Origin of the sequence: Streptomyces nidicola (assembly GCF_050106155.1) — a bacterium.
Taxonomy (GTDB): Bacteria; Actinomycetota; Actinomycetes; order Streptomycetales; family Streptomycetaceae; genus Streptomyces.
Genome location: NZ_JBNBPI010000001.1, coordinates 200244 through 223717, shown reverse-complemented (window position 1 = coordinate 223717; position 23474 = coordinate 200244). Strand labels below are relative to the sequence as shown.

The window sequence follows — 23474 nt, the reverse complement described above, 5'->3', positions numbered from 1 at the left end:
GCCCCTACGGACGACTGAGCCGCCCCCGCGCCACCAGCTCCACCGTCGTCGCCACCGCGATCGCCTGTACGGCCATCAGTGCCACCAGGACGAAGAGTTGTACCGCCCCGGCGGTCACCGGTGACGCCCCGCCCAGGAGCATGCCGACGAACGCGCCCGGAAGCGTGACCAGGCCCACCGTCCGGGTCTGGTCGAGCCCGGGGAGGAGGGCGTCGGAGGCGGACGGGCGGACGATTTCGAGGCGGGCCTCGTGGGGGAGCAGGCCGAGGGCCAGGCACGCCTCCACCTCGCCCTTGCGCGCGGTCAGCTCGTCGAGGGCGCGACGCCCCGCCAGCACGGTCGCCGTGAGCGCGCCGCCGATGAGGATGCCGGCCACCGGGATCACGGCGATGCCGCGCAGCGGGAGCAGGCCGCAGACGATGAGCGCCGCCACGAGCGGGGTCACCGGCGCCACGATCGGCAGGGCCGCCCAGATCCAGGTCCGGTTGGAGGTGAGGCGGCGGCCCGCCGTGCGCGCGGCCACCGCCAGCATGAGCAGCAGAAAGGCGAGCAGCGCCGCTCCGTGGCGCACCACCCAGCCGATCAGGAGCGACACCACGGCCAGTTGGACCGTCGCCCGGACCCCGGCGATCGCGATGTCCCGGGCCCGGCGGCGCGACCCGTCCGGGGAGAGGCGGTACACCGCCGCCACCGCTGTCGCGATCACGAGGAGAACGACGAGCACCGCCGCGAGGGTTCCGTTGACGGGGAGGAGGGTGGCCGCTGCCTGGGTTCGAACGTGCACGGGAACACAGTAGGGCGCCCCGACCTGGGCACCGGTGCTGTTCTCCGGTTGACCGGTGAGCGAGGATGGGCGGGCAACAAAGCGTGAAGTTACCGCGATTCAGAAAGAGGGCTGACCGTCATGGCACAGCAGGTGCAGGGCGTGATCGCGCGGGCCAAGGGTGCCCCCGTGGAGATCGCGACGATCACGGTGCCGGACCCGGGTCCGGGCGAGGCCGTCGTGAAGATCCAGGCGTGCGGGGTCTGCCACACCGATCTGCACTACCGGGAGGGCGGGATCAACGATGAATTCCCGTTCCTGCTCGGACACGAGGCGGCGGGTGTCGTCGAATCGGTGGGTGACGGGGTGAGCGAGGTCGCCCCCGGTGACTTCGTGATTCTCAACTGGCGTGCGGTGTGCGGGCAGTGCCGTGCCTGTCAGCGCGGGCGCGCCCAGTACTGCTTCAACACCCACAATGCCAAGCAGAAGATGACCTTGGCGGACGGCACCGAGCTGTCGCCCGCGCTGGGTATCGGGGCCTTCGCCGAAAAGACCCTGGTGGCCGCCGGCCAGTGCACCAAGGTGGACCCGGCCGCCTCGCCGGCCGCCGCGGGCCTGCTGGGCTGCGGTGTGATGGCGGGGCTCGGTGCCGCGATCAACACGGGCAATGTGGGCCGTGGCGACTCCGTGGCCGTGATCGGCTGCGGTGGCGTGGGCAATGCCTCTGTCGTCGGGGCCCGGCTCGCCGGCGCCGCGAAGATCATCGCCGTCGACATCGACGACGCGAAGCTCGCCACCGCGCGGGAGCTGGGCGCCACCCACACCGTCAACTCCCGCTCCACCGACCCGATCGAGGCCGTGCGCCAGCTGACCGGCGGCTTCGGGGCCGACGTCGTCATCGAGGCCGTCGGCCGCCCGGAGACGTACGAGCAGGCCTTCTACGCGCGCGACCTGGCCGGCACGGTCGTTCTCGTCGGAGTGCCGACGCCGGAGATGAAGATCGAGCTGCCGCTGCTCGACGTGTTCGGGCGCGGAGGCGCGCTCAAGTCGTCCTGGTACGGCGACTGCCTGCCCTCGCGCGACTTCCCGATGCTCATCGACCTGTATCTGCAGGGACGCCTCGACCTCGACGCGTTCGTGACGGAGACGATCGCGTTGGACGACGTGGAGAAGGCGTTCGAGCGGATGCACCACGGCGACGTGCTGCGTTCGGTGGTGGTGTTCTGATGACCGACTCCACCCCCACCACCGCGCGGATCGACCACCTCGTCACCTCCGGCACGTTCTCCCTCGACGGGGGCACGTGGGACGTCGACAACAATGTGTGGATCGTCGGGGACGACCGTGAGGCGATCGTGATCGACGCCGCCCACGACGCCGACGCCATCGCCGAGGCCGTCGGCGACCGGCGGCTCGTCGCGATCGTGTGCACGCACGCCCACGACGACCACATCGACGCCGCGCCCGCGCTCGCCGCGCGCACCGGCGCGCCGATCCTGCTGCACCCGGCCGACACTGAACTGTGGAAGCGCACGCACCCGGACCGCGCGCCGGACGGGGAGCTGGCCGACGGGCAGCGGATCGCCGTCGCGGGCGTGGAGCTGACCGTGCTGCACACGCCGGGGCACTGCCACGGCGCGGTCAGTCTGTACGCTCCCGCGCTCGGCACCGTGTTCACAGGGGACACCCTCTTCCAGGGCGGCCCCGGCGCCACCGGGCGGACCTTCAGCGACTTCCCGACCATCGTGGAGTCGATCAAGGACCGGCTGCTCACGCTGCCTGCCGAGACCGTCGTACGCACCGGACACGGTGACAGCACGACGATCGGCGCGGAGGCGCCGAGTCTCGACGAGTGGATCGCGCGCGGGCACTGATCCCAGGTCCCGGCCGGGGCGGCGTGACCGTCGTCCCGGCCGGGACGTGGTTCAGTTCGGCAGGGTGTCGGTACCCGGTCAGCAGGGTGTCAGCACCGCCAGCACCGTCTTGCCGCCCCTCGGATCGGTCCGCACGCTCCAGCGGCGGGCGAGCGCCTGGACCAGCGCGATGCCCCGGCCCGACTCGGCGGTCCGCGACTCGGGCGCCACGCGGGGGACCCCGGGCGCGTCGTCGTGCACGGCCACGGTCAGCTCGCCCGACTGCAGACGCAGGCTCATCCGGCAGCTGCCGCTGTGCGCCTCGGCGGCGTTGGCGACCAGCTCCGACACCACCAGCTCGGCGTCCGTCACCCCCTCGCCCGCACGTCCGGCGAGAAACCTTCGGGTCAGCCGCCGGGCCCAACGGGCGGCGCCCGATCCCTGCGGCATCAGGAATTCCACGCGCGCGGCACGCCGGTCGGCGTCCCTTGACGCACGCATGACGACCACTTCCTCTCCTGGTGGATTGTGCGCGGGTCGTGCCTCGGTGACGGTCCCCATGCCCACCGTGCCGCGGCGTCACCCTCGCTGCGGTGCACCGAGTGCCCCGCACCGGTCGGATCAGGCCGTGTCAGCCGCTTTCCGTGGGGTGCGGGTGGGCCAGCGTGTCGAGGAACCGGTCGATGGCGGGCGAAGAGGCCCCGTCGGCGCAGGGGGAGCGCTCCACCTGCGGTATCGGCAACTTGCCCAGATGCGGTGCGCGGGCCTCCAGGGCCCGCGTCAAATGGAGCCGCTCCAGGGCCCGTTCGGCGGCTGAGGAGCGTACGTACTCGACCAGGGTGACGCCCAGATGGTCCGCATGACTGCGTACCGCGGCGTACTCATCCGGCGTGAAGAGCTCCCGTAGGAGCGCAGTACTACCGTCCATGTCGGCATGATGCCGCCCGGCGTCGCGCCGCGTGGGCGGTTGGCATATTCACCCCCCGTTCGCGTGGAGTTGGCGTTGTTCGATGGCGCTCGCGGGGGAGAGCCGCACTAGGGCCCTTCTGACGGATCTTGCTGGAGTCGCGGGCCCTGGCACGCACATCTGCTGCGTTGTCGTCGGTTGCCAACGCTCCGCGTTGACGCCCTCCTCCGCCTTGCAGCTGCACGCACCAGACCCCACTCGCCTGCACCGCACATGGACGCCGCCCGCATCCAGCCTGATCCGTCAGAAGGGCCCTAGAAGCGGTCGGGGTCCGCGGCCGTCCAGTCCGCCGCCCAGGTCGCGGGCGGCTCCCCGGTCAACCGGCCCGGCTCCAGCCAGTCGTGGAGATGCGCGTAGGAGACCGGCAGGTCCGCCGTGGTGCGCCGCATGAGCTGGGTCGGGCGCAGCTCGCGCGGATCCCGCACGCCCATCGCCGCCATGATCTGCGCCGCGCCGCGCACGGTCGCCTCTTGGTAGTGGCGTACGCGTTCGGCCTTGTCGGCGACGTCCAGGGCGCGTACGCGGCGCGGATCCTGCGTCGCGACCCCGACCGGGCAGGTGTTGGTGTGGCAGCGCTGGGCCTGGATGCAGCCGACCGCGAACATCATCGCGCGGGCGGCGTTGGTGAAGTCGGCGCCCTGGACGAGGCGTTTGACGATGTCGGCGCCGGTGGCGACCTTGCCGCTGGCCCCGATCCGGATGGTCTCGCGCAGCTCCGTGCCGACGAGCGCGTTGTGGACCGTGATCAGCCCCTCGGTGAGCGGCGTGCCGAGGTGGTCGGCGAACTCCAGCGGCGCGGCGCCCGTGCCGCCCTCCGAGCCGTCCACGATCACGAAGTCCGGCGTCACGCCCTCCGCGAGCATCGCCTTGCACACGGCGAGGAACTGCGTGCGCGAGCCCAGGCACAGCTTGAACCCGACGGGCTTGCCGCCCGCGAGCCGCCGCAACTCGGCCAGGAACAGCACCAGTTGGCGCGGCGTCTCGAACTCCGGGTGGTACGGCGGCGACACCACCGTCTGCCCCTCGGGTACGTCCCGTACGCGCGCGATCTCCGCGTTGACCTTGCCGCCCGGCAGCACGCCGCCGATGCCCGGCTTCGCCCCCTGCGACAGTTTCAGGGAGACGCACTTGACGTGCTCGTGCGCCGCCTTGTCGGCGAACTCCGCGGGGTCGAAGCGGCCCTCGCGCGTGCGGCAGCCGAAGTAGCCGGTGCCGATCTCCCACACCAGGTCGCCGCCGTGCGCCAGGTGGTGGTCGGACAGGCCGCCCTCTCCGGTGTCGTGGGCGAAACCCCCGAGCGCCGCGCCCTTGTTGAGCGCGCGGATCGCGTTGCCGGACAGGGCTCCGAAGCTCATCGCCGACACGTTGAGCAGCGCCATGTCGTACGTCCGGGTGCAGTCGGGGCCGCCGATGCGGACGGCGGGCAGTTGCTCGGGCGGGTCGACCGGGCGCAGCGACGGCACCAGGAACTCGTGCCCCGAGGCGTACACGTCGCGCTCGGTGCCGAACGGCTCCTCGGCCTCCTGCTGCTTCGCCCGCTCGTAGACGATGCTGCGCACGTCCCGGTCGTAGGGCCGGCCGTCGTAGTTGCGCTCGACGAAGTACTGCTGCATTTCGGGGCGCAGGGACTCCATCAGGAAGCGCAGATGCCCGAGGACCGGATAGTTGCGCAGCACGGAGTGGCGCGACTGGACGAGGTCCCACACACCCAGCGCCGCAAGGGCGAGGAGAGGTCCGGCGGCGAACCACCACCACGGGGAGAGCAGCAGCGAGAGGGCCAGGGCGGCGACCGCTGCGGCGACGGCGACGAGGAACACGACGAATCTGCGCACCCGTCGAGTCAATCGCACCGGACCGCTCGCGGCGGCGGGCGACACAGGAAGACGGAAGGCGGGTGGGGTGGACCGCCGTCGATCATCTCGGTTAAGTTAGGCAAGGCTTACCTAATGGAGGTTCGGGATGGGTGTCCGACAGATCGCTGCCGCCGTGCCCAGCACGGCGGCCCACGCACGCTCCGTGCTCACCGCCGCATGGACCTGCGGCGTCACCACCGATGTGGGGCAGGACGACCTCGTCGGCGCGCACCGCGTCGACGACGACGGCACGGTGCGCATCTCGCCGCCGCCCGACAGTGTGCTGGCCGCCGCCGTGCTGTGCTCACCGCACGGACGGCCCACCACGCTCCTGGAGTTCGCAGACGCGGCGCCCGTCCCCGTACGCGACCGGGTGCGCGCGCGGGTGTGGCTGTCGGGCGAGCTGGTCCCGGACGGCGAGGAGTTGGTGCTGCGGCCCGAACGGGCGGTCCTGCAGACCCGCGCCGGGCGCACCGGCATCGACCTCGACGAACTCGCCGCCACCGCGCCCGACCCGCTCGCGCTCGCCGAGCCCCGGCTGCTCACCCATCTCGCCGACGCCCACCCCGAGGCCGTCGAACAGCTCACCCGGCTCATCGCCCCCGACAGCCTGCACGGCGTCGTCCGGGTCCAGCCGCTCGCCGTCGACCGGCACGGCCTGACGCTGCGTCTGGAGCGCTTGCGCGGCCAGGCCGACGTGCGGCTCGCCTTCCACCGGCCCGCCGACGACCTGGGCTCGCTCACCGAGCGCATGCACCACCTGCTGGCCTCTGCGCAGTCCGTCAGCCGCCGCCGGAGGTGACCCTCTCGCGGGCCGTCGTCTGTTCGGGCAGGGACCGTTGTCCTGTCGGCCGCCGGAACGCCCAGTCCATCCGGGGCTCGACGACGTAACGGAACACCCGCCGCACCGGTTCCGTGCACAGCACGGTGATGAGCGCGACCGCCGCAGCCGTCACGGCCAGCTCGCCGAGCGGGCTGTGCAGCCACGGGTGGTCGTACCAGCCCCAGAACCGGGAGGACTTGATGACGAAGCCGTGCAGCAGATACGCGTAGATCGTCCCCGTGCCCAGGGCCGTGAACCACAGCCTGCGGCCCGGCACCCACGCCAGGAAGCACGCGGTCAGTGCGAGCGCGAGCACGAACAGGGCGGGCGTCGCGAACAGCCCCGCCCACCCCGGCACGCCCCGCCCCTGGACGGCGCCCCGGTGGTAGAACCAGCCCGCGTCGAACCACGGCGCCACCCAGTACGCGGCGAGCAGCGCCGCGCCCGAGACCCCCAGTGCCACCCATCGCACGTTCCACGTCCGTAGCCGCGCGAAGTGCTCGGGGCGCAGCACCAGGCCCGCCACGAAGAACGGCAGGAACTGCAGCACCCGTTGGAGCGCCAGGTCGCCGCCCGCGCCCGGCCACATCGACACGGCCGTGCCCACGGCCAGCGACACGGCCACGGGGTGGCGCAACTGCAGCCACAGCGGCGTCGACAGCCGCCAGATGAACAGGGCCGCCAGGAACCACATCAGATACCAGGGGTCCAGCAGGCTGATCGGATATCCCGGGTCGTCCTGCGCCCACCGGTAGAACAGCGTGTATGCCACCTCGAAGACGAGGTACGGCACGACGACCCCGGTGACCAGGCGCCGCAGGCGGTGCGGCGCCATGTCGAAACTGCGCGAGAAATAGCCCGACACCAAGGCGAACGCCGGCATGTGGAAGGCGTAGACGGCGAGGTACACAGCCGTCACCGCACGGGAGCCGTAGGTCAGCGGCTCCCACGCGTGCCCGCAGGCCACGAGGACGATCGTCAGAAATTTGACGTTGTCGAAGTACGACTCGCGTGCCTGCCCTGCCATCGCGTTCGCTGCACCCTCCACATCGGGACGGTCCGGGTCTGCTGCCCGGTACCCCTCGCAGACCGTTCCATGAGTGGAGGTGTGACACAAGTGGCGTATGCGGCGTGGTGGGTCAGACCGCCGTGTATGCGCCATCCACGAGGTGGTAGCTGCCGGCGATGAACGAGGCGCGGTCCGAGAGCAGGAACGCGATCAGCTCGGCGACCTCCTCGGAGGTGCCCAGGCGGCCCGCCGGGTGCAGCGAGACCAGACCGTCGTAGGCGGCCTTGTCCATCTCCTTGAGGAGCGGGGTCTCGATGAAGCCCGGGCCCACCGCATTGACGCGGATGCCCTTCGCGGCGTACTCGGCGGCGGCCGTCTTCGTCAGGCCGACCACGCCGTGCTTCGCGGCGACGTACGCGGGGGAGCCGGCGAAGCCGACCGAGCCGAGGATCGAGGCGACGTTCACGATGGCGCCGCCGTTGCCCGCGGCCTGCATGGCGGGGAGTTCGTAGCGCATCGAGTAGAAGACGCCGTCGAGGTTCGTGCGGATCACACGGTTGTACGCCTCGATGTCGTACTCGCCCGTGGGCGTGCTCGGGCCGCCGATACCGGCGTTGTTCACGGCCAGGTCGAGCCCGCCGAACGTGTCGACGGCGAACCGGACGGCCGCCTCGACCGAGGCAGGCTCGGTCACGTCGACGGCGACCGCGGCGGCCTTCAGGCCCTCCGCCTTCAGCGTCTCAGCCGCTTCCTGGGCGCCCTTCTCGTTGTAGTCCGCGATGACGACGTTCGCGCCGCCGCGGCCGAGGCGGCGGGCGGTGGCCAGGCCGATGCCGGAGGCGGAGCCGGTGACGAGCGCGGTCTTCCCGGCGAACTCGGCGGCGTAGTCGGTCACGGCGGGGGTAGTGGGGGTGGTGCTCATGGTGCGATTCACTTTCTGGTAGCGACGTCGGGGGCCGCCGCGCCGGCGGCCTCCTCTATGAGGGCGTCGTAGGCCCGCGCCACCAGATCGGCGAGGTCTTCGGCGTCCGTGCCCGCGGCGCCGCGCGCCCACGTGCGCAGCGCGGCGGTCAGCACTCCGGCGGCGGCCCCGACGACGACCTCGGGACGCGGGTCCCGGGCCGGGTCGGTGCCGAGCCGGTCGGCGATGATGCGTACGGACTCGTCCTGGGCGTCGACCCGGATGCGTTCGTACGCGGCGAAGAGGGCGGGCTCCGCGTCCACGGCGGCGTACAGCTCGCGCAGCCGCGGACGGTGGTGCCAGCCGGGCGTCCGTCGGTCGGAGAGGTAGTCCGCGACCGCGCCCCGGTAGGCGAGCAGTGGTGGCTCGGCGGCGGGGCGGGCGCGCAGCGCCGCGTTGATCCCCGCGCCGTCGGCGCGAGTGAAGTCGAGCGCCGCGTCCTCCTTGCCGGCGAAGTGCCGGCTGAAGGTGCGGCGGGTGACGTCCGCGCGGTCGGCTATCGCCTCGACGGTCACGTCGCCGAGCCCGCGCTCGAGCACCAGCTCGACCGCGGCCTCCGCGAGCGCCTCACGTGTCCGGCGGGCCTTGGCCTGCCGGCGGTCGCCGGCGGGCCCGGAGCTGGTGGACTCGTTCGCCTTCATGTCTTCGACGGTACACCTTGATGTCCCAATGGGACACATGTCCCGGAGGGACATTTTTTCGGGCGGCCGTGGCCCGTCGGGTCAGGCGTGCCAGTGCCCGTGCAGCGCGGCGGTCGTGAAGCCGGGCCCGTACGCGACCATCGTCCCGCGGGCGCCCGCGGGCGGCGGCTCCTGGTGGGTGCGCTCCAGGACGCGGAGGACGCTCACGCCGCCCAGATTCCCCTCGTCGGTGAGCGTGGCCGTGGAGTGGCGGGCGTCGTGCGCTGTCAGCCCCAGGGCCGTGGCCGTGTCCGCGATGATCCGCGGGCTGCCCGGGTGGATCAGGGGGAAGTCGGTGGGGCGCGAGCCGAGCCAGCCGGTGAGACTCGGCAGGGTCACGCCGAAGGCCGCGCGGCCCTGCTTCGTGGCGTCGAAGTGCAGACCGTCGGCGGTGATCCGGCCGCCCAACTGACCGGCGGTGTCCGGAAGGACGTGCTCGAAGCTGTCCTCGTACGCGAAGCCGGGGCCGAGCGGCCGGTCACTGACCACGGCCGCGCCGGCCGAGTCGCCGAACAGCGCCTTGTAGATCATCGCGTCGATGCCGGTGTCGCTGTGGTGGTAGACGGCGGAGATCACTTCAGCGGCGACCACGAGCACCTTGCTCCCGGGGCGGGCCGCCACCATGTCCGCCGCTCTGATCAGGCACTTGGTGCCGCCGGTGCAGGCCAGCGTCGTGTGGGCGAGGGAGCGGGCGGTGGGGCGCAGGCCGAGCCGGGTCATGAGGTGGACGTCCAGGTTGGGCGCCGCCCATCCGGTGGAGTGCGTGGTGACCAGGCCGTCCAGGTCCTCCGCTCTCAGGCCCGCCGCCGCGATGGCCCCGACGGCCGCCTGCTCGGCGAGGTCGAGCGCGTCCGTGAACGCGGTACGCGCGCGCTCGGCGATGCCCGCCCCGCCCGCGACGGTGGGGGAGTCGAGCGGACGGGCGAAGTAGCGGGTGCGCACGCCGCATCCCTGAACGGCGCGCACCGCGGCGGCTATTCGCGGATGGCCCGGGTGGCGGGCGCGTATGTCGTCCGCGATCTCGTCGGTGGACACCTTGTGGGCGCCGAGGACGGTGTGCGGCATCGAGACGTAGGCAGGCATGGGTGTCTCCCACGGGGCTGAAGGGGCTGTGGGGGGCCCGCTCAATCTACGTGGCGGCGACGTGTCCGCCATGGGGAGGTGTGGTGGGAGTGGCTGAAATCAGCCCGCGCGCAGGGCGGGCTTCCTGGGGTGCGCGCGGCGCGTCCCCGGGTGGAAGACCAGGATCATCAGGCGCGCACCCGGCGTGGTGAGCGGCTGGGCCGCGCACATCGTCGCCCAGCCGGGCCCCAGGCGGGCGTGCAGCAGCGGCCGTTCGTCGCCGTCGGGGTGCATGGCGGATCCGCCCGACTCGTAGATCGGGGCGGCGTCCGGGTCGGCCAGCACCTCCTTCTCGATCTGCGCGAGCGTGTCGTCGTCGGGGCGCGCGGCGAGGGCGGCGCGCAACTGGGGGAGCAGGAGCGGCGCCCACGCGTTCTGCCAGTCCACCAGCATGTGGCGGGCGTGCGGATCCAGCAGCATCCAGCGCATCGTGTTCGCCGGGGGCCGGTGGTCGGGGAACAGCTCCGTGAACGCGCGGTTGCACGCCAGCAGGTCCCAGGACGAGTCCGAGAGGTACGCGATGTGGTCGATGCCGTCGACCGCCTCCTGCCACACGCCGGGGATCTCCTTGCCCGACGTCGGGTACAGCGGCCCCGGCGGGTCCTGGAGCAGCGCGTAGCGGCACAGCAGCACCCACTCCTGCTCATTGAGCCCGAACAGCCGCGCCACATCGCGCAGCAGTTCCGCGGGGGCGTTGGGGTACGTCCCCGACTCCAGCCGGTGGTACGTGCCGAGCGTGCGGTGCAGCAGTTGGTCGACCTGGTGCTGGGAGAGGCCGGGGGCGCGGCGGCCTTGCCCCGTCGGTCTGGTGAAGCCATGGGATTCCGGGGCTATGAGGGCGCGCCGTTCACGGAGCAGAGCGCGAAGCGCCGTCTTGTTCATGGTGGGTAATCCCTCGTTGTTCACGCCGAGTTGAGCGTGAGCAGTCTAAATAGTCCCAAGGTCTTTGGTAATAAACATTGCCCGAAGAAAACGATCAGCCGGTGCGCCATGATGGGTTGAGTTGGGTTTCCCACCTGCTGGTTTCCTCGTTCGCGCGCATGTGGGCGCGGCGTAGCGGCACCTGTGCCGGGCCACTCGAAAATGGCTGAAATTTCCCGCTGCGGGTCACCCACAAGCCTCTGCGACCGTTCAGGCAAGTGCGAGTGGGGCCGGGCCACCAATTGCGTTCGATGTGGCCGGAAAATGCGTTGCGAGACGCAAACGTCCACACTCGTCCGGGCGGCCGGTGGAGGTCACTGGCTGCGGTCGGTGCCGTCACTCGCCATCACGTAGCGGCCACGGCACCGGCCGCGCCCGGTCCCGCGCCCCGTCACCGGCCGGCCTTGTGCACATTCCGTACGTAGTCGTCGGCCGCCGCGTCGAGGCCGATGTCGTGCTGGGCGCGCTCGGACAAGTACCAGCGGTGCTCCAGGAGTTGGTGGTACAGCTCGGCCGGGTCCATCGGCGTGGGCACCCGGTCGCGGACGGCGCGCACCGTGGGGCGGAACACGTCACGGACCCAGCGGTGGGCGAGGACCTCGGGGCGGGCGTCCGCCGCGTCCTCCTGCGTCGCCATCCAGCTCTCCAGGTCGCCGAGGAGGCGACGAGCCTGGTTCTCCTCGGCGTCCATGCCGGTCAGGCGCAGGAGTTGACGCTGATGGTGGCCCGCGTCGACGACCTTCGGCACGAACGTGACGGTGTCACCGTGCGGCGAGCGGGAGATCTGCATCTCGGCCACGTCGAAGCCCAGATCGTTGAGGCGGCGGATGCGGCGCTCCATGTAGTGGTGCTTGCCGGCCGGATACACCGACGTACGGGTCAGCTCGGACCACAGGTCCGTGTACCGCTGCACGATCTCCGTACCGAACTCGATCGGGTCGATCGACGGGTGCAGCGCGCCCGACGCCTCCAGGTCGAGCATTTCGCCCGCGATGTTCACCCGCGCCAGATCGATGTCGTACTCCCGCTGCCCGTCGCTCAACTGCGGGTGCAGCTCCCCGGTCTCGGCGTCCACGAGGTAGGCGGCGTACGCGCCCGCGTCCCGGCGGAAGAGGGTGTTGGACAGCGAGCAGTCGCCCCAGGCGAAGCCGCTGAGATGCAGACGCACCAGGAGCACGGCGAGCGCGTCCATCAGCCGGTGCACGGTCGTCGGCCGCAGCGTCGTCTCGAACATCGAGCGGTACGGCAGCGAACCGCCCAGGTGCCGGGTGATGAGCACGGGTTCCAGCGGGGAACCGTCGGGCTGCTCGCGGCCCGTGACCACGGCGAGCGGATCGACCGCGGGGATCGCCAACCGGTCGAGCGTGCGCAGCAGTTCGTACTCGTTCAGCGCCGGGCGCTGGGCCAGCTCCTTCACGGCGACGACCTCGTCCCCGGCGCGCGCGTAGCGCACCACGTGCCGCGAGATGCCGCGCGGGAGCGGCACCAGGTACTCCTCGGGCCACTCCTCCAGCGGGATGTGCCAGGGCAGGGCGAGCAGGAGCACCGGGTGCTCGGGGTTGGTGGCGCTGATCTCGAGCGGCATGACCACCAGCGTAAAGGGGCCCCGGCGTCGCCTCCTCGCCTACTGACCCGGGACCGGTTCCGCCCGCCCCGACGCCAGGGAGCGTTCGGCCGCCGCGAGGGTCTCCGTGAGCCGCAGGCCGAACCGGGCGTCGCACGGGTGCGCCGTGCCGCCGCGCGCCGCCACCAGCAGCGTGTCGACGGCTGCGGCCAGCGCCTCCTGGGCCGTGCCGGTGCCCGTCGGCATCGTCGACACGCCCTGCGTGCCGCGCAGTTCGACCGTGGTGCCGGCCGCCGCCGGGGGAGTGGTCAGGCTGAGCGCCGCCGTGCTGGTGGCGCCGCCCGCGTGCGCGAGCACGAGATGCACGGTGTCGCCGGGGCCGCCGTGCGCTGCCACCGTCCGCACGTCGCCCAGGATCGGCAGCAGCACCGACAGGGCGTGCGGACCGACGTCCCACAGGGCGCCCTTCTCCGCCCGCCACGGCGTCGTGGCCCGCACGTGCACGTCGTCACCGGGCGTGTACAGCGCGCCGTACCAGTCGGCGCGGCCCGTGAACCAGCCGTCCGCCCCGGCCTGTTCGGCGATCCACGCCGCGGTGACCGGCGCGTGCCGCAGCGTGCAGAAGACGGTCGACGCGACGCCCGCGGTGTCGGCGGCCTCGACGACGGCGCGGGCCCCGTCGGGGCGGGTGGCGAGGGGTTTGTCGAGGAGCAGATGGCAGCCCGCCGCGGCGGCCCGCGCGGCGAGCGGCGCCTGGACGTCCGGCGGCACCGCGAACGCCACGACGTCGCTCGCCGCGAACAGGGCGTCCACGTCGTCGTACGCGGTCGTGCCGTGCGCGGCGGCGAGCTCGGCGGCCGCCTGTGGCCTGCGCCCCCAGATCCCGACGAGGTCCACGGACTTGTGGGCCTCGAGCGTCGGGGCGTACGTCCGCCCGGCCCAGGAGCCGGTGCCGACGAGACCGAAGCGCGCGGGGCCGGAATCGGCGGCCGGGGTGGAAGAGGTCATGAGCGGCAGTATCGGCCGGATGGATGCCCCCTGCACAGAGGGCGGGCCGAGCGGTGCAGACAGGGCGCGGAGTTAGGTGAATAATGCACCGAACCGTCGAACCGCGTTCACCCCGAACGGCACCGCCCGCCGCGACCGGAGACACATGAGCCCTGCCCCGATATCGGCGACGCCGCTGCGCGAGCGGCTCGCCGTGCCCGTGCTCGCCTTCGGCGGCATCCTCATGGCGGTCATGCAGACCGTCGTCGTCCCGCTCCTGCCCGACCTGCCGCGGCTGACCGGCGCCTCGCCCGCCGCCGTGTCGTGGATGGTCACCGCGACCCTGCTCGCCGGGGCCGTCCTCACCCCGGTCCTCGGCCGGGCAGGCGACATGTACGGCAAGCGCCGCGTGCTGCTCGGCGCGCTCGCCCTGATGACGGCCGGGTCGGTGCTGTGCGCGCTGACCTCCGACATCCATCTGCTCATCGCCGCGCGCGCGTTGCAGGGCGCCGCGGCCGCCGTCGTGCCGCTGTCCATCAGCATCCTGCGCGACGAACTCCCGCCGCACCGCACCGGATCCGCCGTCGCCCTGATGAGCTCGACGGTCGGTATCGGCGCCGGGCTCGGCCTGCCGCTCGCCGCGCTCATCGTCCAGTACGCCGACTGGCACGTCATGTTCTGGGCGACCAGCGCCCTCGGCGGGCTCGGCCTGGGACTCGCCTGGTGGGCGGTGCGCGAGTCACCGGTCCGCTCCCCGGGCCGCTTCGACGCGCTCGGCACACTGGGTCTCGCCGCCGGCCTCGTCTGCCTGCTGCTCGGCGTCTCGCAGGGCGGCCAGTGGGGCTGGGGGAGTCCGGCGGTGCTCGGCCTGTTCGCGGGCGCCGTCGTGATCCTCGGACTGTGGGCATGGCAGCAACTGCGCACCGAGGGGCCCCTCGTGGACCTGCGCCTGGCCGTCGGCCGCCGCGTCGGGCTTCCGCACCTCGCGGCGCTGCTCACCGGCTTCGCGTTCTACGCCAACTCGCTCGTCACCGCACAGCTCGTGCAGGCCCCCGTCGCCACCGGCTACGGGCTCGGCCTGTCCATCGTCGCCACCGGCCTGTGCATGCTGCCCAGCGGCGTCATCATGCTGCTGTTCTCGCCGGTCTCGGCCCGTATCTCCGCCGCGCGCGGCCCCAGGATCACGCTCGCCATCGGCGGCGTGGTGCTCGCCCTCGGCTACGTGGTCCGCATCGTCGACAGCACCGACCTGTGGGTGATCCTCGTCGGCGCCGCCGTCGTCTCCACCGGCACCACGCTCGCGTACTCGGCGCTGCCCACCCTGATCCTGCGCGCCGTCCCGGCCGGCGCGACGGCCTCCGCGAACGGCGTCAACGTCCTTATGCGCACCATCGGTCAGGCCGTCTCCAGCGCCGCCGTCGCCGCCGTGCTCGTCCACCACACGACCCGTCTCGGCGGCGCCGACGTCCCGTCCCTGCACGGCTACCAGATGGCCTTCGCCATGGCGGGTGCGGTCGCCTTGGTCGCCACGGCGGTCGCCCTGGTCGTCCCCTCCGACGGCGCGCAGGGCCGTGCCGTCACGGGCGCTCCCGCTCCGGTGACCACCGCGAAGGGAACGTGAGGCGACGGTGGCGGCCCGACCTTGCGGGCCGCCGAACGGCCCCGCTCAGCCGTGCTGAACGTGCAGCGGCTCGAACCCGACAACCGTGCGCGCGCCGTCGCTCCAGCGCACCGTCAACTCCCCGTCCAGGACCGCGACATCGGACACGGCGTCCGCGAGCGGCGTCTGCGGCGGCCGCGCGCCGAGTGAGGCCAGTGCCACGAACATTGCCGTGCCCTCCACATCCGCCGCGAGACGCGGCACCCGCACCCACGGCTCGTACGCCGTGCCCTGCGGCGCGCGCACCTCGTCCCGCAGCTCCCAGCCGTGCAGGCCGACCAGCTCCGAGTGCAACGCGTCCGTGGCCCAGCCGGTGAGCGTCACCCGCGCTCCGTGCGGGGCGCCGACCACGCGGTGCATCCGCAGCTCGTACGCGCCGCGTGCCACGGTCAGGCTCTCCACACGCAGCCCCGGCACCATCGGCGGACCCGACGTGAACACCGGCCGGTGCCAGGACGCCGCCCAGCCCCAGCCGTCGCCCTGGCCCGCCCCCAGCGGATGGATGCGGCACCGGGCGCTGCCGACGCCGTCGCGCTCGACCGACAGATGGTTGTCCGCCGGGTTGGCCTGGGACGTGGGCCCGGTGTGCGTGGAGTAGGCCTGGTGGCTGTAGAGGGCGTCGGCCCCGGCCGCGCTCTCGCCCTCGAACGGACGGACGTGGTCGCTGCCGTGGTTGTGCAGCCGTACGATCCCGTCCGCCTGCGTGGACTGCACCAGCAGGCCCGGCGCGGGCAGTGCGAGCACCCGGTCGGGGCCTTCGCTCGGCGCCGCCTCCTCGGTCGCCGTCCACAGCGGATCGTCCTCGCCCGCCAGCAGCGAGACGAAGCCCTTCGACGCCCAGTACGGGGACGCCGGGCCCGAGTAGTGCTGCAGCGTCGCGTCGTGCGGGCCATGCCAGCCGAGGCTGAGCAGACCCTCGTCCGTGACGCCGCCACGGTCCAGGAAGTAGCGCAGGTTCCCGCTGATCAGACGGCGTGACGCGCCCGGGGACAGTGGCGTGTGCCCGGTGACCGCGCCGATGCCGACGGCCGCCGAAGCCGCGAATCGGTAGGTGAGCGAACGCCCGAAGTGGATCGGTGCCCCGTCGCCGCCAAAGAGAAGTGAGAAGCCCTCGAGGTGCTCGCGCAGGCGCGGACCCACCCGCTCCGACAGGGCGGAGTCGCCCATCAGATGCGCGTGCAGCATCGGGTACAGGTGCAGTGCCCACCCGTTGTAGTGGTCGAAGGCCCGCCCGTCGCCGTCGCGGTACCAGCCGTCGCCCTCGTACCAGGTCTCCAGCAGGTCCAGCGCCCGCTGAATGGCGCGCGTCGTCGCCGCGTCGGCGCGGCCGACGGACTCCAGGAACGAGGCCACCATGAACGGGAAGAGGTACCAGTTGTTCGGCGCGGGCGTGTGCGTGATCGCGCCGCGCAGCCACTTCTCCGCACGGTCCTGCACGTCACTGTCGAGGCGGTCCCACAGCCACGGCCGGGTCAGCGACAGGCCGAGCGCCACCGAGGCGGACTCCACCATCGGCTGGCCCTGGACGTGGTGGTCGAGGATCAGCGGCCAGGACTCCGCGTCGTCGCGCCCGGGGGTCCGGGTGCCCGCCGCCAGGCCGCTCGCGTACCGGTCGAGCCAGCCGTGCGGGTCCTTGCCCTGCGCGCCCGCGACCCGGAAGCCGGCCGCGAGGAACGTACGGGCATAGCCCTCAAGGCCGTCCGAGCGGACACCGGACCCCGAGGGCCGGCCAGGCAGATCGAGCAGTGCGCCCTCGGGTGTCGCCCACCGCCAGGCCGCCCCGAGCAGCCCGTCGGCGACGGCTTCCCAGTGCGCGCGGGTGAAGCCGGTGTGCGGGCTGAGCTCCCGGTCTTCGGCGGGGAGGTCGAACGGGATCCTGTTCATGCGAGGTACGCCAGCCTTTCGCGTCGTACGGGATGGGCGAAGCCTTCGCCCGTGGACCAGCGCGCCACCTCGCCGACCGCGGTGTCGGCGAGGCGCTGCCACTCGTTGCCCTGGGAGCCGGCCAGATGGGGGGTGATCAGCGCGTTCGGGCAGTCCCACAGCGGGTGGTCCGCAGGCAGCACCTCCGGGTCCGTGACGTCGAGGACCACGCGGATGCGGCCCGCGCGGACCACGTCGGTCAGGGCGTCCTGGTCGACGACGGCACCCCGCGCGGTGTTGATGAGCGTGGCGCCCGGCCGCATCGAACTGAGCAGCTCCCTGCTGACCAGCCCGATCGTGGTGGGCAGCAGCGGCGTGTGGACGCTCAACAGGTCGCTACGGGTGAACAGTTCGGGCAGTTCGACGCGCTCCACGCCGAGCTCGGCAGCCTCCTCGTCGGAGACGTACGGGTCGTGCAGCAGCACCTCGAAGTCGAAGGGGCGCAGCAGTTCGATCACCCGGCGGCCGATGAGCGAGGCGGACAGGATGCCCACCGTGCGGCGGTAGTTGCCCACCTCGTGGGAGGTGAGCAGCCAGTCGCCGCGCTCGCGCTCGCGGTGGAACTCGCGGGCCCGTTCCAGGACGTGCTTGCCGTGCAGAAGGATCATCGCGAGGGTGTACTCGGCGACCGGCAGCGCGTTGGCCGCGGCCGCGGAGGACACCGCGATACCGCGCTTCCAGCAGGCCTCGGTGACGTGCCCGCGAACCGAACCGGCCGAGTGCACGACGGCCTTGAGGGAGGGCGCGGCCGCCAGCACGTCGGCGTCGAGCGGCGGGCAGCCCCAGCCGGTGACGAGTACCTCGACGCCTGCCAGGACCTTCTTGGCCCGGTCGGACGTGAGGTCGTCGAGCACGGGCAGCGGTGCGAGGTCGCAGACCTCCGTGAGCGCGGCCATGGACCGCGGCGTGAAGACGGCCGCCGCGGCCTGGGGGGACATGGCCAACGCCACGCGGGGCTTGCTCACTTGACCGCCCCCGCCGTGAGGCCGGAGCGCCAGAAGCGCTGAAGGAAGATGAACGCGAGGACGAGAGGGAGGACCGCGAGGAGCGAGCCCATGATCACCACCGGGTAGTACTCGGGCGAGACGGTCGCCTGGCTGTTCCATTGGAACAGGCCGAGGCTGACGGGATACAGATCCTGGTTCGACAGCATCACCATCGGCAGGAAGAAGTTGTTCCAGATCGTGGTGAGCTGGAAGAGGAAGACCGTGACCAGGCCGGGGCCCAGCATCCGCAGCGCGACCTTGAAGTACGTCGCGAGTTCGCTCGCGCCGTCGACGCGCGCGGCCTCCAGGACCTCGTTCGGCACGTAGCCCTGGGCGAAGATGCGGCCGAGGTACACGCCGAACGGGTTGAACAGGACCGGGATGAACACGGACCAGAAGGTGTTCACGACGCCGGTCGCCGACGCGATCAGGTACAGCGGCAGCGCGAGCACCGTCTGCGGCACCATGACCGCCGCGAGCACCAGGCCGAACAGCTTCTCCTTGTGCCGGAAGTGGTACTTGTCGAAGGCGTAGCCGCAAGCGACGCTGATCAGCGCGCCGATCGCCGCGCCCAGGACCGCGTACAGCAGGCTGTTGCCGTACCAGCGGCTGTAGAGGCCGCCGTCCATCGCGAACAGGTCCTTGAGGTTCTGCACGAGGGAGAAGTCACTGAACGACAGGATGCTGCTGCTGAACAGGGCGTCGCGGGACTTGGCCGAGGCGAGGACCAGCCACAGGACCGGAAGCAGCGTGTACAGAACGGAGATCGCGACGACGACGTTGACCGTCGCGCGCCCCAGCATCCGGGGGCGAAGGAGGGTGGAGTCGGTGGCGCTCATCGGGCGTCCTCCTCGGCCGAGTTGACGCGGTTGGTCCAGCGGGTGACCCCGTAGGAGACGGCGATGGTGATGATCAGCAGGATCACCGACGCGGCGGCCGCGAGGGAGTAGTTGTTGCGGCTGAAGGCCGCGTCGTAGATGTACATGCTCGGCGAGAACCGGGTGTCCACCATCTGCGAGGACTGGTGCAGCAGCATCGGCTCGGTGAACAGCTGCAGCGCCCAGATCAGCGTGAACATCGCGACCATGACCACGGAGGAGCGCACCAGCGGCGTCTTCACCTGAAGCGCGGTGCGCACCGGCCCCGCGCCGTCGACGACGGACGCCTCCAGGACCTCGCGGGGGACCGCCTGCAGGGCCGCGTAGAAGATGACCATGTTGTAGCCGAGGTTCGACCACAGGGCGATGTTCACGATCGACGGCAGCGTGGTGTGCAGACCGAGGAAGTCGATCTGGATGTCCGCCTTGCCGAGCACCTCGACGACCGGGCTGATGCCCGGCGTGTAGAGGTAAAGCCAGATCAGGGCGGCGATGATGCCCGGCACCGCGTGCGGCAGGAACAGGCCCAACTGGGCCCAGGACCGCAGCCGTACGACACCGGAGTCGAGCAGCAGCGCCAGCGTGAGCGAGCCGATCACCATCAGCGGGATGTAGATCACGCAGTACAGCGCGACCGTGCCGAGCCCGGACAGGAACGTCGGGTCGGTGAGCACGGCGGCGTACGAGCGCAGGCCCACGAACACGGTGCGCTCGGGGCCGAAGCCGAGGCCCGGCTGGTCGTCGCTGAAGAAGCTCAGCCACACCGCGGTGCCGACCGGGATGAGGAAGACCAGGGTGAGCAGGACGAAGAACGGCGCCATCAGGACGCCGGCCGCACCGCCGCGGCGGCGCTTGGCCGCCCGCTGCGCCTTGCGCGCGGAGTGGCTGCCCGCCTCCTGTGGGGCGGGCGCGGCCGTGGGGGCATGGGTTGTCGCGGTCATGGGTCACCTGCCTTTCGGGGTGCGGGCGTTCACGTGGAACGGGTGGTGGTCTTGAGGCCGAGCGCCTTCAGGTCGGGCATCGTGCCGTCCTGCGCCGCGCGCGCGGCGGACAGGAGAGTGCCGGAACCTGCGCCGGCCCGGGCGAAGGCGTCCTGCATGACATAGCCGGTCGCGGTCATGCGCGGACCCCAGACCCAGCCGTCACGGATCTTGTGCGCCTCCTCCTCGAAGAGCCGGTAGATGTCCTGCCCGCCGTAGTACGCCTTGTCGAACGCCTTGCTGCCGACCGGGACCAGATCGCCGACGGTCGGGTACTGGCTGCTCGCGCCGCTGGAAAGACGGGCCTTGAGGGCATCGGGGTGCGACACCTGCCACTCGATGAACTCCATGGCGGCCTCGGGCTTCTTGCTGTCCTTCGTCACGGCGAACGTGGAGCCGCCGTGGGTGCCGAGGGACGGCTTGTCCGGTGTCCACTGGGGAAGCGGTGCGATGCGCCACAGGCCCTTCTGCTCGGGGCGCGCGTTCATCTGCGCGCCCGCGTCCCAGGCCCCGCTGAGCCGGGTCAGGACCAGACCGTTGCCGATCTGCGCGTCGGCGATGCGGGCGCTCGAGGCGTTGGTGTAGACGAGTCCCTCGTCGATGAGGCGCTGCCAGTACGCGGCGACCTTCCGGGTCGGGGCGTCCACCATGGAGACGTTCCACGCGCCGTGCGAGGTGTCGAACCACTGGGCGCCCGCCTGGCAGGCCCAGGCGGCGAACTGCGTCATCCCGTCGGTGGGGAACAGCGTGAGCCTGCGCCCGCCGCCGGTACGCCGCACCTTCCGCGCAAGCTCCGCGAACTCGTCCCAGGTGGTGGGGGTTTCGAAGCCGTACTTGTCGAAGAGGTCCTTGCGGTAGTGCATCACCATCGGCTCGATGTCCAGCGGCACGCTGAAGGTGTGCCCCTCGAACGTGGTCAGGCCGAGCGCCTGTGGAAGCAGCTTGCGGCGCAGCTTGTCGCTGACGAGGTCGGTGATGTCGCGTGCGACACCGTCGATGGCGAAGCCCGGCAGCTGGGGGTACTCGATGGTGGCGACATCGGGGGCGTTGCCCGCGCGCGCCGCGTTGCTCAGTTTCAGATAGCCGCCCTGCGTGCCGGACGGGACCTGCTGGTAGTCGACCTGGATGTGATCGTGCGTCTTGTTGAACTCGTCCACCACCTCCTGGCTGCCCCGAAGGGCGGACCAGAAGGTGATGGTCGTCTTGCCTGTCCTGCTTGAGCTAGAGCTTGCCGACGCCGCGCTGTCGTTCCCGCTGCAGGCGCCAAGGGCGCCCGTCAGGGGCAGCGCGGTGATCGCGGCGAGCACCGATCGACGGCTCTGTCGACCAGGCATGGGCGCCTCCCGCGGCTCCTGCGTGTTCGAGTCACGGGAATCCTGATCGGTTCACGAGATGCGGTCAATAGATCGATCAGAAGAAAATGAAACGGTCAAACGCTCAGTGTGCGGCGCGGGTTGAGGGCAGCGGGTCGCGATACGGGGCGGAACGGGTGGAACCGCGCACCTTGAGCGTCGGCAGCAGCTCGACCCGGTGCGCGGGACCGGCACCCGCGCCCCGTCCCAGGCGGTGCAGCAGCAGCTCGGCCGCCGCCCGTCCGACCTCCGCCTTCGGCGGGGACACGGCCGTCAGGGGAGTGCTGCCGAGCCCGGCGACCACGTCGTCGTACGCGATCGCGGAGCAGTCCTCCGGGACGCGCACCCCCGCGTCGCGCAGCGACTGGACGAGCATCAGCGCGTCGACGTCGCCGTGCAGAAGGACGCCCGTGGCACTCAACTCCTCCAACAGTGGCGGTAGTTCGAGCGGCTTCTCGCCGGCCTCCGCCTCCGGCTCGGGAACGGCGTGGGGGGAGCTGAGGGCGACCGCCCACTTGTCCACCTGCGGGTGGTCCGCCGCGATCTCGGTGAACGCGGCACGCACCGCGCGAGCCGTCGGGCTGTCGTCGCGCGCCGCGAGCACGATACGGCGGTGGCCGAGGCCCGTGAGGTGCTCGACGGCGAGGTGCACGCCGTACCAGTGGTCGGTGCACACCGTGTCCACGGCGTGCACCGCGCTGCCCCTGCGCGGCCGGCGCTCCATCACCACCGTGGGCACGTCGACCCGAGCGAGCCAGGCGTAGTCGGCCTCCTCGGTGGCGAGGCTGCGCCAGCGCGGGGCGATGAGCAGGCCGCGCGCCCCGTCCGCCAACGCCCGCTCCACAAGGGGCTGTTCGGCGCCAGGGGCGGCTGGGGCGATGTGCAGGGCGATCCGGACCCCGGCCTCCTCGAAGGCGGTGCGGGCGCCGTGCAGCATCTCGTACAGGTACGCGTGCCGCTCGGGGACGACGACGGCGATGGGGCCGCCGTCCGGGCCGCCGTCCAGATCGACGTTCGGGGCCGTCGCCCGGGCTTCGCGCCGCTCCTGTCGCTGATCGTGTCCCTCGTCCTGCTCGGGCAAGATCGGTCGGGCGACTCCGTGTCCGCGGCGCAGCTTGCCCGCGCGTGCGAGTTCCTCCACGTCGCGGCGGAGCGTCACCACCGACACGGCGAGCTCCGTGGCCAGATCGCTGACCCGCGTCGCGCCGCGCGCCTGCACGGCGGCAAGGATTCGCTGCCGCCTGAGATCGACCGGTTCGCGCATGCTGATGGCCCCCTCGTGTCCCGCTGGTACCGCTGTTCGTTTGAGCGTTTTGCTGAACGCTTCGGCCGAGCATAACCAGCGGGCGGCGTCGGGCGTCAGCCCTCCGCCGGATTCGGCTCCGGCGGTACGTGATCGAGGAGGATGTCGAAGTGCTGGTCGTAGGCCTCGAGGACGGAGGCGTCGGTGGGGAGCTCGGTGACGGTGCGGTCGTCGCCGACGGTGGTGGTGAGCGTATGACCGCTGAGGGTGATCCGGCCGTCCTCGGTGAGCCGCGAACAGACCAGGGACTGTGTGAAGTGGGAGGCGGGTGAGGTGCGGTGGTACCAGGCGCCCGCCTCGAAGTCCCGCAGCGTGCGCGGGCGTTGCTCGAGCAGATACTGGGGCTCGCCGTCCCGCAGCACGAGGAGGTCGCCCTCGGCGGCGGTGGCATCGGCGGCGGTGTCGGTGTCCTCGATCCTGAACACGCCGCCCGGGTCCGGCTGTTCGCCCCGCTCGCCGAAGGCCAGCGGATAGTGCGTGTGCGTGCCGAACCCGACGTCCGCGAGCCACGTCGTCCCCTCGGCCGTGCGCACGCGCAGCGCCATGTGGTCGTACGGGATGCCGAGCCGGCCGTCCTGGCCCACGACCCGCGCCTGGAGCGGCGTCACCTCGAAGCCGAGGGCGGAGAGCAGGGTGCCGAACGCGCCGTTGAGTTCATAGCAGAAGCCCCCGCGACGGCGGTCCACCAGCTTCGCGACCAGCGCGTCCGCGTCGAGGACGATCTCCTCGCCCAGGTGCACGGAGAGGTTCTCGAACGGCACGGCGAGCAGATGCGCCAGGTGCAGCGTGCGCAGCGCGTCCGCGGTCGGCGCCGAGGGGCGGTCGGCGCCGATGCGGCGGAGGTAGGCATCGGTGCGGGGGCGATCCATGACGCCAGTGTCGCAGCGGT

General features: G+C 71.8%; 22 protein-coding genes. 4 read left to right on the top strand and 18 right to left on the bottom strand.

The window, feature by feature from the left end; genetic code table 11:
- Window positions 1–4: 4 nt before the first annotated feature.
- The gene (locus tag ACOKM3_RS01090) at window positions 5–784 is read right to left on the bottom strand and encodes an ABC transporter permease (protein ID WP_426895923.1); all 780 of its coding nucleotides are present in this window, start codon (window positions 782–784) and stop codon (window positions 5–7) included.
- Window positions 785–904: 120 nt separating this feature from the next.
- Between ACOKM3_RS01090 and ACOKM3_RS01085 the strand changes: the two genes are divergently transcribed.
- Entirely contained in the window at window positions 905–1990 is a 1086-nt protein-coding gene (locus ACOKM3_RS01085) for an S-(hydroxymethyl)mycothiol dehydrogenase (RefSeq protein ID WP_426895921.1), read from the top strand.
- Window positions 1990–2637: an MBL fold metallo-hydrolase gene (locus ACOKM3_RS01080; protein WP_426895919.1), complete on the top strand. Its 648-nt coding sequence runs from the start codon at window positions 1990–1992 to the stop codon at window positions 2635–2637. The genes ACOKM3_RS01085 and ACOKM3_RS01080 overlap by 1 nt, the downstream gene beginning before the upstream one ends.
- A 78-nt stretch (window positions 2638–2715) precedes the next feature.
- On the opposite strand, the gene ACOKM3_RS01075 is transcribed toward ACOKM3_RS01080, so the two are convergent.
- From ACOKM3_RS01075 to ACOKM3_RS01065, 3 genes are all read right to left on the bottom strand, one after another.
- Window positions 2716–3117 (bottom strand): ATP-binding protein, encoded by a 402-nt coding sequence (locus ACOKM3_RS01075; protein ID WP_426895917.1) that lies wholly within the window; start codon window positions 3115–3117, stop codon window positions 2716–2718.
- A gap of 130 nt (window positions 3118–3247) precedes the next feature.
- The gene (locus tag ACOKM3_RS01070; RefSeq protein WP_426895915.1) at window positions 3248–3544 is read right to left on the bottom strand and encodes a hypothetical protein; all 297 of its coding nucleotides are present in this window, start codon (window positions 3542–3544) and stop codon (window positions 3248–3250) included.
- Between the two features lie 293 nt (window positions 3545–3837).
- Window positions 3838–5400, bottom strand: coding sequence for an FMN-binding glutamate synthase family protein (locus ACOKM3_RS01065; RefSeq protein ID WP_426906655.1), 1563 nt, complete (start codon window positions 5398–5400; stop codon window positions 3838–3840).
- A gap of 142 nt (window positions 5401–5542) precedes the next feature.
- On the opposite strand from ACOKM3_RS01065, the gene ACOKM3_RS01060 reads away from it, so the two are divergent.
- The gene (locus tag ACOKM3_RS01060) at window positions 5543–6238 is read left to right on the top strand and encodes a DUF2470 domain-containing protein (RefSeq protein ID WP_426895913.1); all 696 of its coding nucleotides are present in this window, start codon (window positions 5543–5545) and stop codon (window positions 6236–6238) included.
- Here ACOKM3_RS01060 and ACOKM3_RS01055 read toward each other — a convergent pair.
- The 7 genes from ACOKM3_RS01055 to ACOKM3_RS01025 all read right to left on the bottom strand — a co-directional run bounded on the left by ACOKM3_RS01055 (window position 6219) and on the right by ACOKM3_RS01025 (window position 13524).
- Window positions 6219–7286 carry an acyltransferase family protein gene (locus ACOKM3_RS01055; RefSeq protein ID WP_426895912.1) on the bottom strand — a complete coding sequence of 356 codons (1068 nt, stop codon included), beginning with the start codon at window positions 7284–7286 and terminating at the stop codon, window positions 6219–6221. The genes ACOKM3_RS01060 and ACOKM3_RS01055 overlap by 20 nt on opposite strands.
- A 112-nt stretch (window positions 7287–7398) precedes the next feature.
- On the bottom strand, window positions 7399–8190 hold the full coding sequence (locus ACOKM3_RS01050) for an SDR family NAD(P)-dependent oxidoreductase (protein ID WP_426895910.1): 792 nt from the start codon (window positions 8188–8190) through the stop codon (window positions 7399–7401).
- Between the two features lie 8 nt (window positions 8191–8198).
- Window positions 8199–8870: a TetR/AcrR family transcriptional regulator gene (locus ACOKM3_RS01045; protein WP_426895908.1), complete on the bottom strand. Its 672-nt coding sequence runs from the start codon at window positions 8868–8870 to the stop codon at window positions 8199–8201.
- A gap of 81 nt (window positions 8871–8951) precedes the next feature.
- Entirely contained in the window at window positions 8952–9992 is a 1041-nt protein-coding gene (locus ACOKM3_RS01040; RefSeq protein WP_426895906.1) for a beta-ketoacyl-[acyl-carrier-protein] synthase family protein, read from the bottom strand.
- Between the two features lie 99 nt (window positions 9993–10091).
- Window positions 10092–10913 carry a helix-turn-helix transcriptional regulator gene (locus ACOKM3_RS01035; protein ID WP_426895904.1) on the bottom strand — a complete coding sequence of 274 codons (822 nt, stop codon included), beginning with the start codon at window positions 10911–10913 and terminating at the stop codon, window positions 10092–10094.
- Window positions 10914–11343: 430 nt separating this feature from the next.
- Entirely contained in the window at window positions 11344–12537 is a 1194-nt protein-coding gene (locus ACOKM3_RS01030) for a DUF4032 domain-containing protein (RefSeq protein ID WP_426895902.1), read from the bottom strand.
- 39 nt (window positions 12538–12576) lie between these two features.
- Window positions 12577–13524, bottom strand: a complete 948-nt coding sequence (locus ACOKM3_RS01025) for a Gfo/Idh/MocA family protein (RefSeq protein ID WP_426895900.1) — start codon at window positions 13522–13524, stop codon at window positions 12577–12579.
- 145 nt (window positions 13525–13669) lie between these two features.
- On the opposite strand from ACOKM3_RS01025, the gene ACOKM3_RS01020 reads away from it, so the two are divergent.
- Window positions 13670–15124, top strand: coding sequence for an MFS transporter (locus ACOKM3_RS01020; protein WP_426895898.1), 1455 nt, complete (start codon window positions 13670–13672; stop codon window positions 15122–15124).
- A 45-nt stretch (window positions 15125–15169) separates the two neighbouring features.
- Here the strand turns inward: ACOKM3_RS01020 and ACOKM3_RS01015 are convergent, their stop codons facing one another.
- The 7 genes from ACOKM3_RS01015 to ACOKM3_RS00985 form a co-directional block, all read right to left on the bottom strand.
- Window positions 15170–17047, bottom strand: coding sequence for a DUF2264 domain-containing protein (locus ACOKM3_RS01015; RefSeq protein ID WP_426895896.1), 1878 nt, complete (start codon window positions 17045–17047; stop codon window positions 15170–15172).
- Window positions 17044–18024: a hydroxyacid dehydrogenase gene (locus ACOKM3_RS01010; protein WP_426906654.1), complete on the bottom strand. Its 981-nt coding sequence runs from the start codon at window positions 18022–18024 to the stop codon at window positions 17044–17046. The genes ACOKM3_RS01015 and ACOKM3_RS01010 overlap by 4 nt, the downstream gene beginning before the upstream one ends.
- A gap of 23 nt (window positions 18025–18047) precedes the next feature.
- Window positions 18048–18911: a carbohydrate ABC transporter permease gene (locus ACOKM3_RS01005; RefSeq protein ID WP_426895894.1), complete on the bottom strand. Its 864-nt coding sequence runs from the start codon at window positions 18909–18911 to the stop codon at window positions 18048–18050.
- Complete coding sequence (locus tag ACOKM3_RS01000; RefSeq protein ID WP_426895892.1) at window positions 18908–19891, bottom strand: carbohydrate ABC transporter permease; 984 nt, start codon at window positions 19889–19891, stop codon at window positions 18908–18910. Before ACOKM3_RS01000 ends, ACOKM3_RS01005 begins: the two co-directional genes overlap by 4 nt.
- Before the next feature lie 29 nt (window positions 19892–19920).
- Entirely contained in the window at window positions 19921–21264 is a 1344-nt protein-coding gene (locus ACOKM3_RS00995) for an ABC transporter substrate-binding protein (protein ID WP_426895890.1), read from the bottom strand.
- 103 nt (window positions 21265–21367) lie between these two features.
- On the bottom strand, window positions 21368–22546 hold the full coding sequence (locus ACOKM3_RS00990) for a substrate-binding domain-containing protein (protein WP_426895888.1): 1179 nt from the start codon (window positions 22544–22546) through the stop codon (window positions 21368–21370).
- A 95-nt stretch (window positions 22547–22641) separates the two neighbouring features.
- Entirely contained in the window at window positions 22642–23454 is an 813-nt protein-coding gene (locus tag ACOKM3_RS00985) for an arylamine N-acetyltransferase family protein (RefSeq protein ID WP_426895886.1), read from the bottom strand.
- Window positions 23455–23474: the final 20 nt, after the last annotated feature.

Excerpts from the sequence above, each read along its gene's own strand:
- ACOKM3_RS01055 (WP_426895912.1), bottom strand. The coding sequence starts at position 7,286 with ATGGCAGGGCAGGCACGCGAGTCGTACTTCGACAACGTCAAATTTCTG.
- ACOKM3_RS01015 (WP_426895896.1), bottom strand. The coding sequence starts at position 17,047 with ATGAACAGGATCCCGTTCGACCTCCCCGCCGAAGACCGGGAGCTCAGC.
- ACOKM3_RS01045 (WP_426895908.1), bottom strand. The coding sequence starts at position 8,870 with ATGAAGGCGAACGAGTCCACCAGCTCCGGGCCCGCCGGCGACCGCCGG.
- ACOKM3_RS01085 (WP_426895921.1), top strand. The coding sequence starts at position 905 with ATGGCACAGCAGGTGCAGGGCGTGATCGCGCGGGCCAAGGGTGCCCCC.
- ACOKM3_RS01060 (WP_426895913.1), top strand. The coding sequence starts at position 5,543 with ATGGGTGTCCGACAGATCGCTGCCGCCGTGCCCAGCACGGCGGCCCAC.
- ACOKM3_RS00985 (WP_426895886.1), bottom strand. The coding sequence starts at position 23,454 with ATGGATCGCCCCCGCACCGATGCCTACCTCCGCCGCATCGGCGCCGAC.
- ACOKM3_RS01000 (WP_426895892.1), bottom strand. The coding sequence starts at position 19,891 with ATGACCGCGACAACCCATGCCCCCACGGCCGCGCCCGCCCCACAGGAG.
- ACOKM3_RS00990 (WP_426895888.1), bottom strand. The coding sequence starts at position 22,546 with ATGCGCGAACCGGTCGATCTCAGGCGGCAGCGAATCCTTGCCGCCGTG.
- ACOKM3_RS00995 (WP_426895890.1), bottom strand. The coding sequence starts at position 21,264 with ATGCCTGGTCGACAGAGCCGTCGATCGGTGCTCGCCGCGATCACCGCG.
- ACOKM3_RS01020 (WP_426895898.1), top strand. The coding sequence starts at position 13,670 with ATGAGCCCTGCCCCGATATCGGCGACGCCGCTGCGCGAGCGGCTCGCC.
- ACOKM3_RS01040 (WP_426895906.1), bottom strand. The coding sequence starts at position 9,992 with ATGCCTGCCTACGTCTCGATGCCGCACACCGTCCTCGGCGCCCACAAG.
- ACOKM3_RS01035 (WP_426895904.1), bottom strand. The coding sequence starts at position 10,913 with ATGAACAAGACGGCGCTTCGCGCTCTGCTCCGTGAACGGCGCGCCCTC.
- ACOKM3_RS01005 (WP_426895894.1), bottom strand. The coding sequence starts at position 18,911 with ATGAGCGCCACCGACTCCACCCTCCTTCGCCCCCGGATGCTGGGGCGC.
- ACOKM3_RS01010 (WP_426906654.1), bottom strand. The coding sequence starts at position 18,024 with ATGTCCCCCCAGGCCGCGGCGGCCGTCTTCACGCCGCGGTCCATGGCC.
- ACOKM3_RS01070 (WP_426895915.1), bottom strand. The coding sequence starts at position 3,544 with ATGGACGGTAGTACTGCGCTCCTACGGGAGCTCTTCACGCCGGATGAG.
- ACOKM3_RS01025 (WP_426895900.1), bottom strand. The coding sequence starts at position 13,524 with ATGACCTCTTCCACCCCGGCCGCCGATTCCGGCCCCGCGCGCTTCGGT.
- ACOKM3_RS01075 (WP_426895917.1), bottom strand. The coding sequence starts at position 3,117 with ATGCGTGCGTCAAGGGACGCCGACCGGCGTGCCGCGCGCGTGGAATTC.
- ACOKM3_RS01030 (WP_426895902.1), bottom strand. The coding sequence starts at position 12,537 with ATGCCGCTCGAGATCAGCGCCACCAACCCCGAGCACCCGGTGCTCCTG.
- ACOKM3_RS01050 (WP_426895910.1), bottom strand. The coding sequence starts at position 8,190 with ATGAGCACCACCCCCACTACCCCCGCCGTGACCGACTACGCCGCCGAG.
- ACOKM3_RS01080 (WP_426895919.1), top strand. The coding sequence starts at position 1,990 with ATGACCGACTCCACCCCCACCACCGCGCGGATCGACCACCTCGTCACC.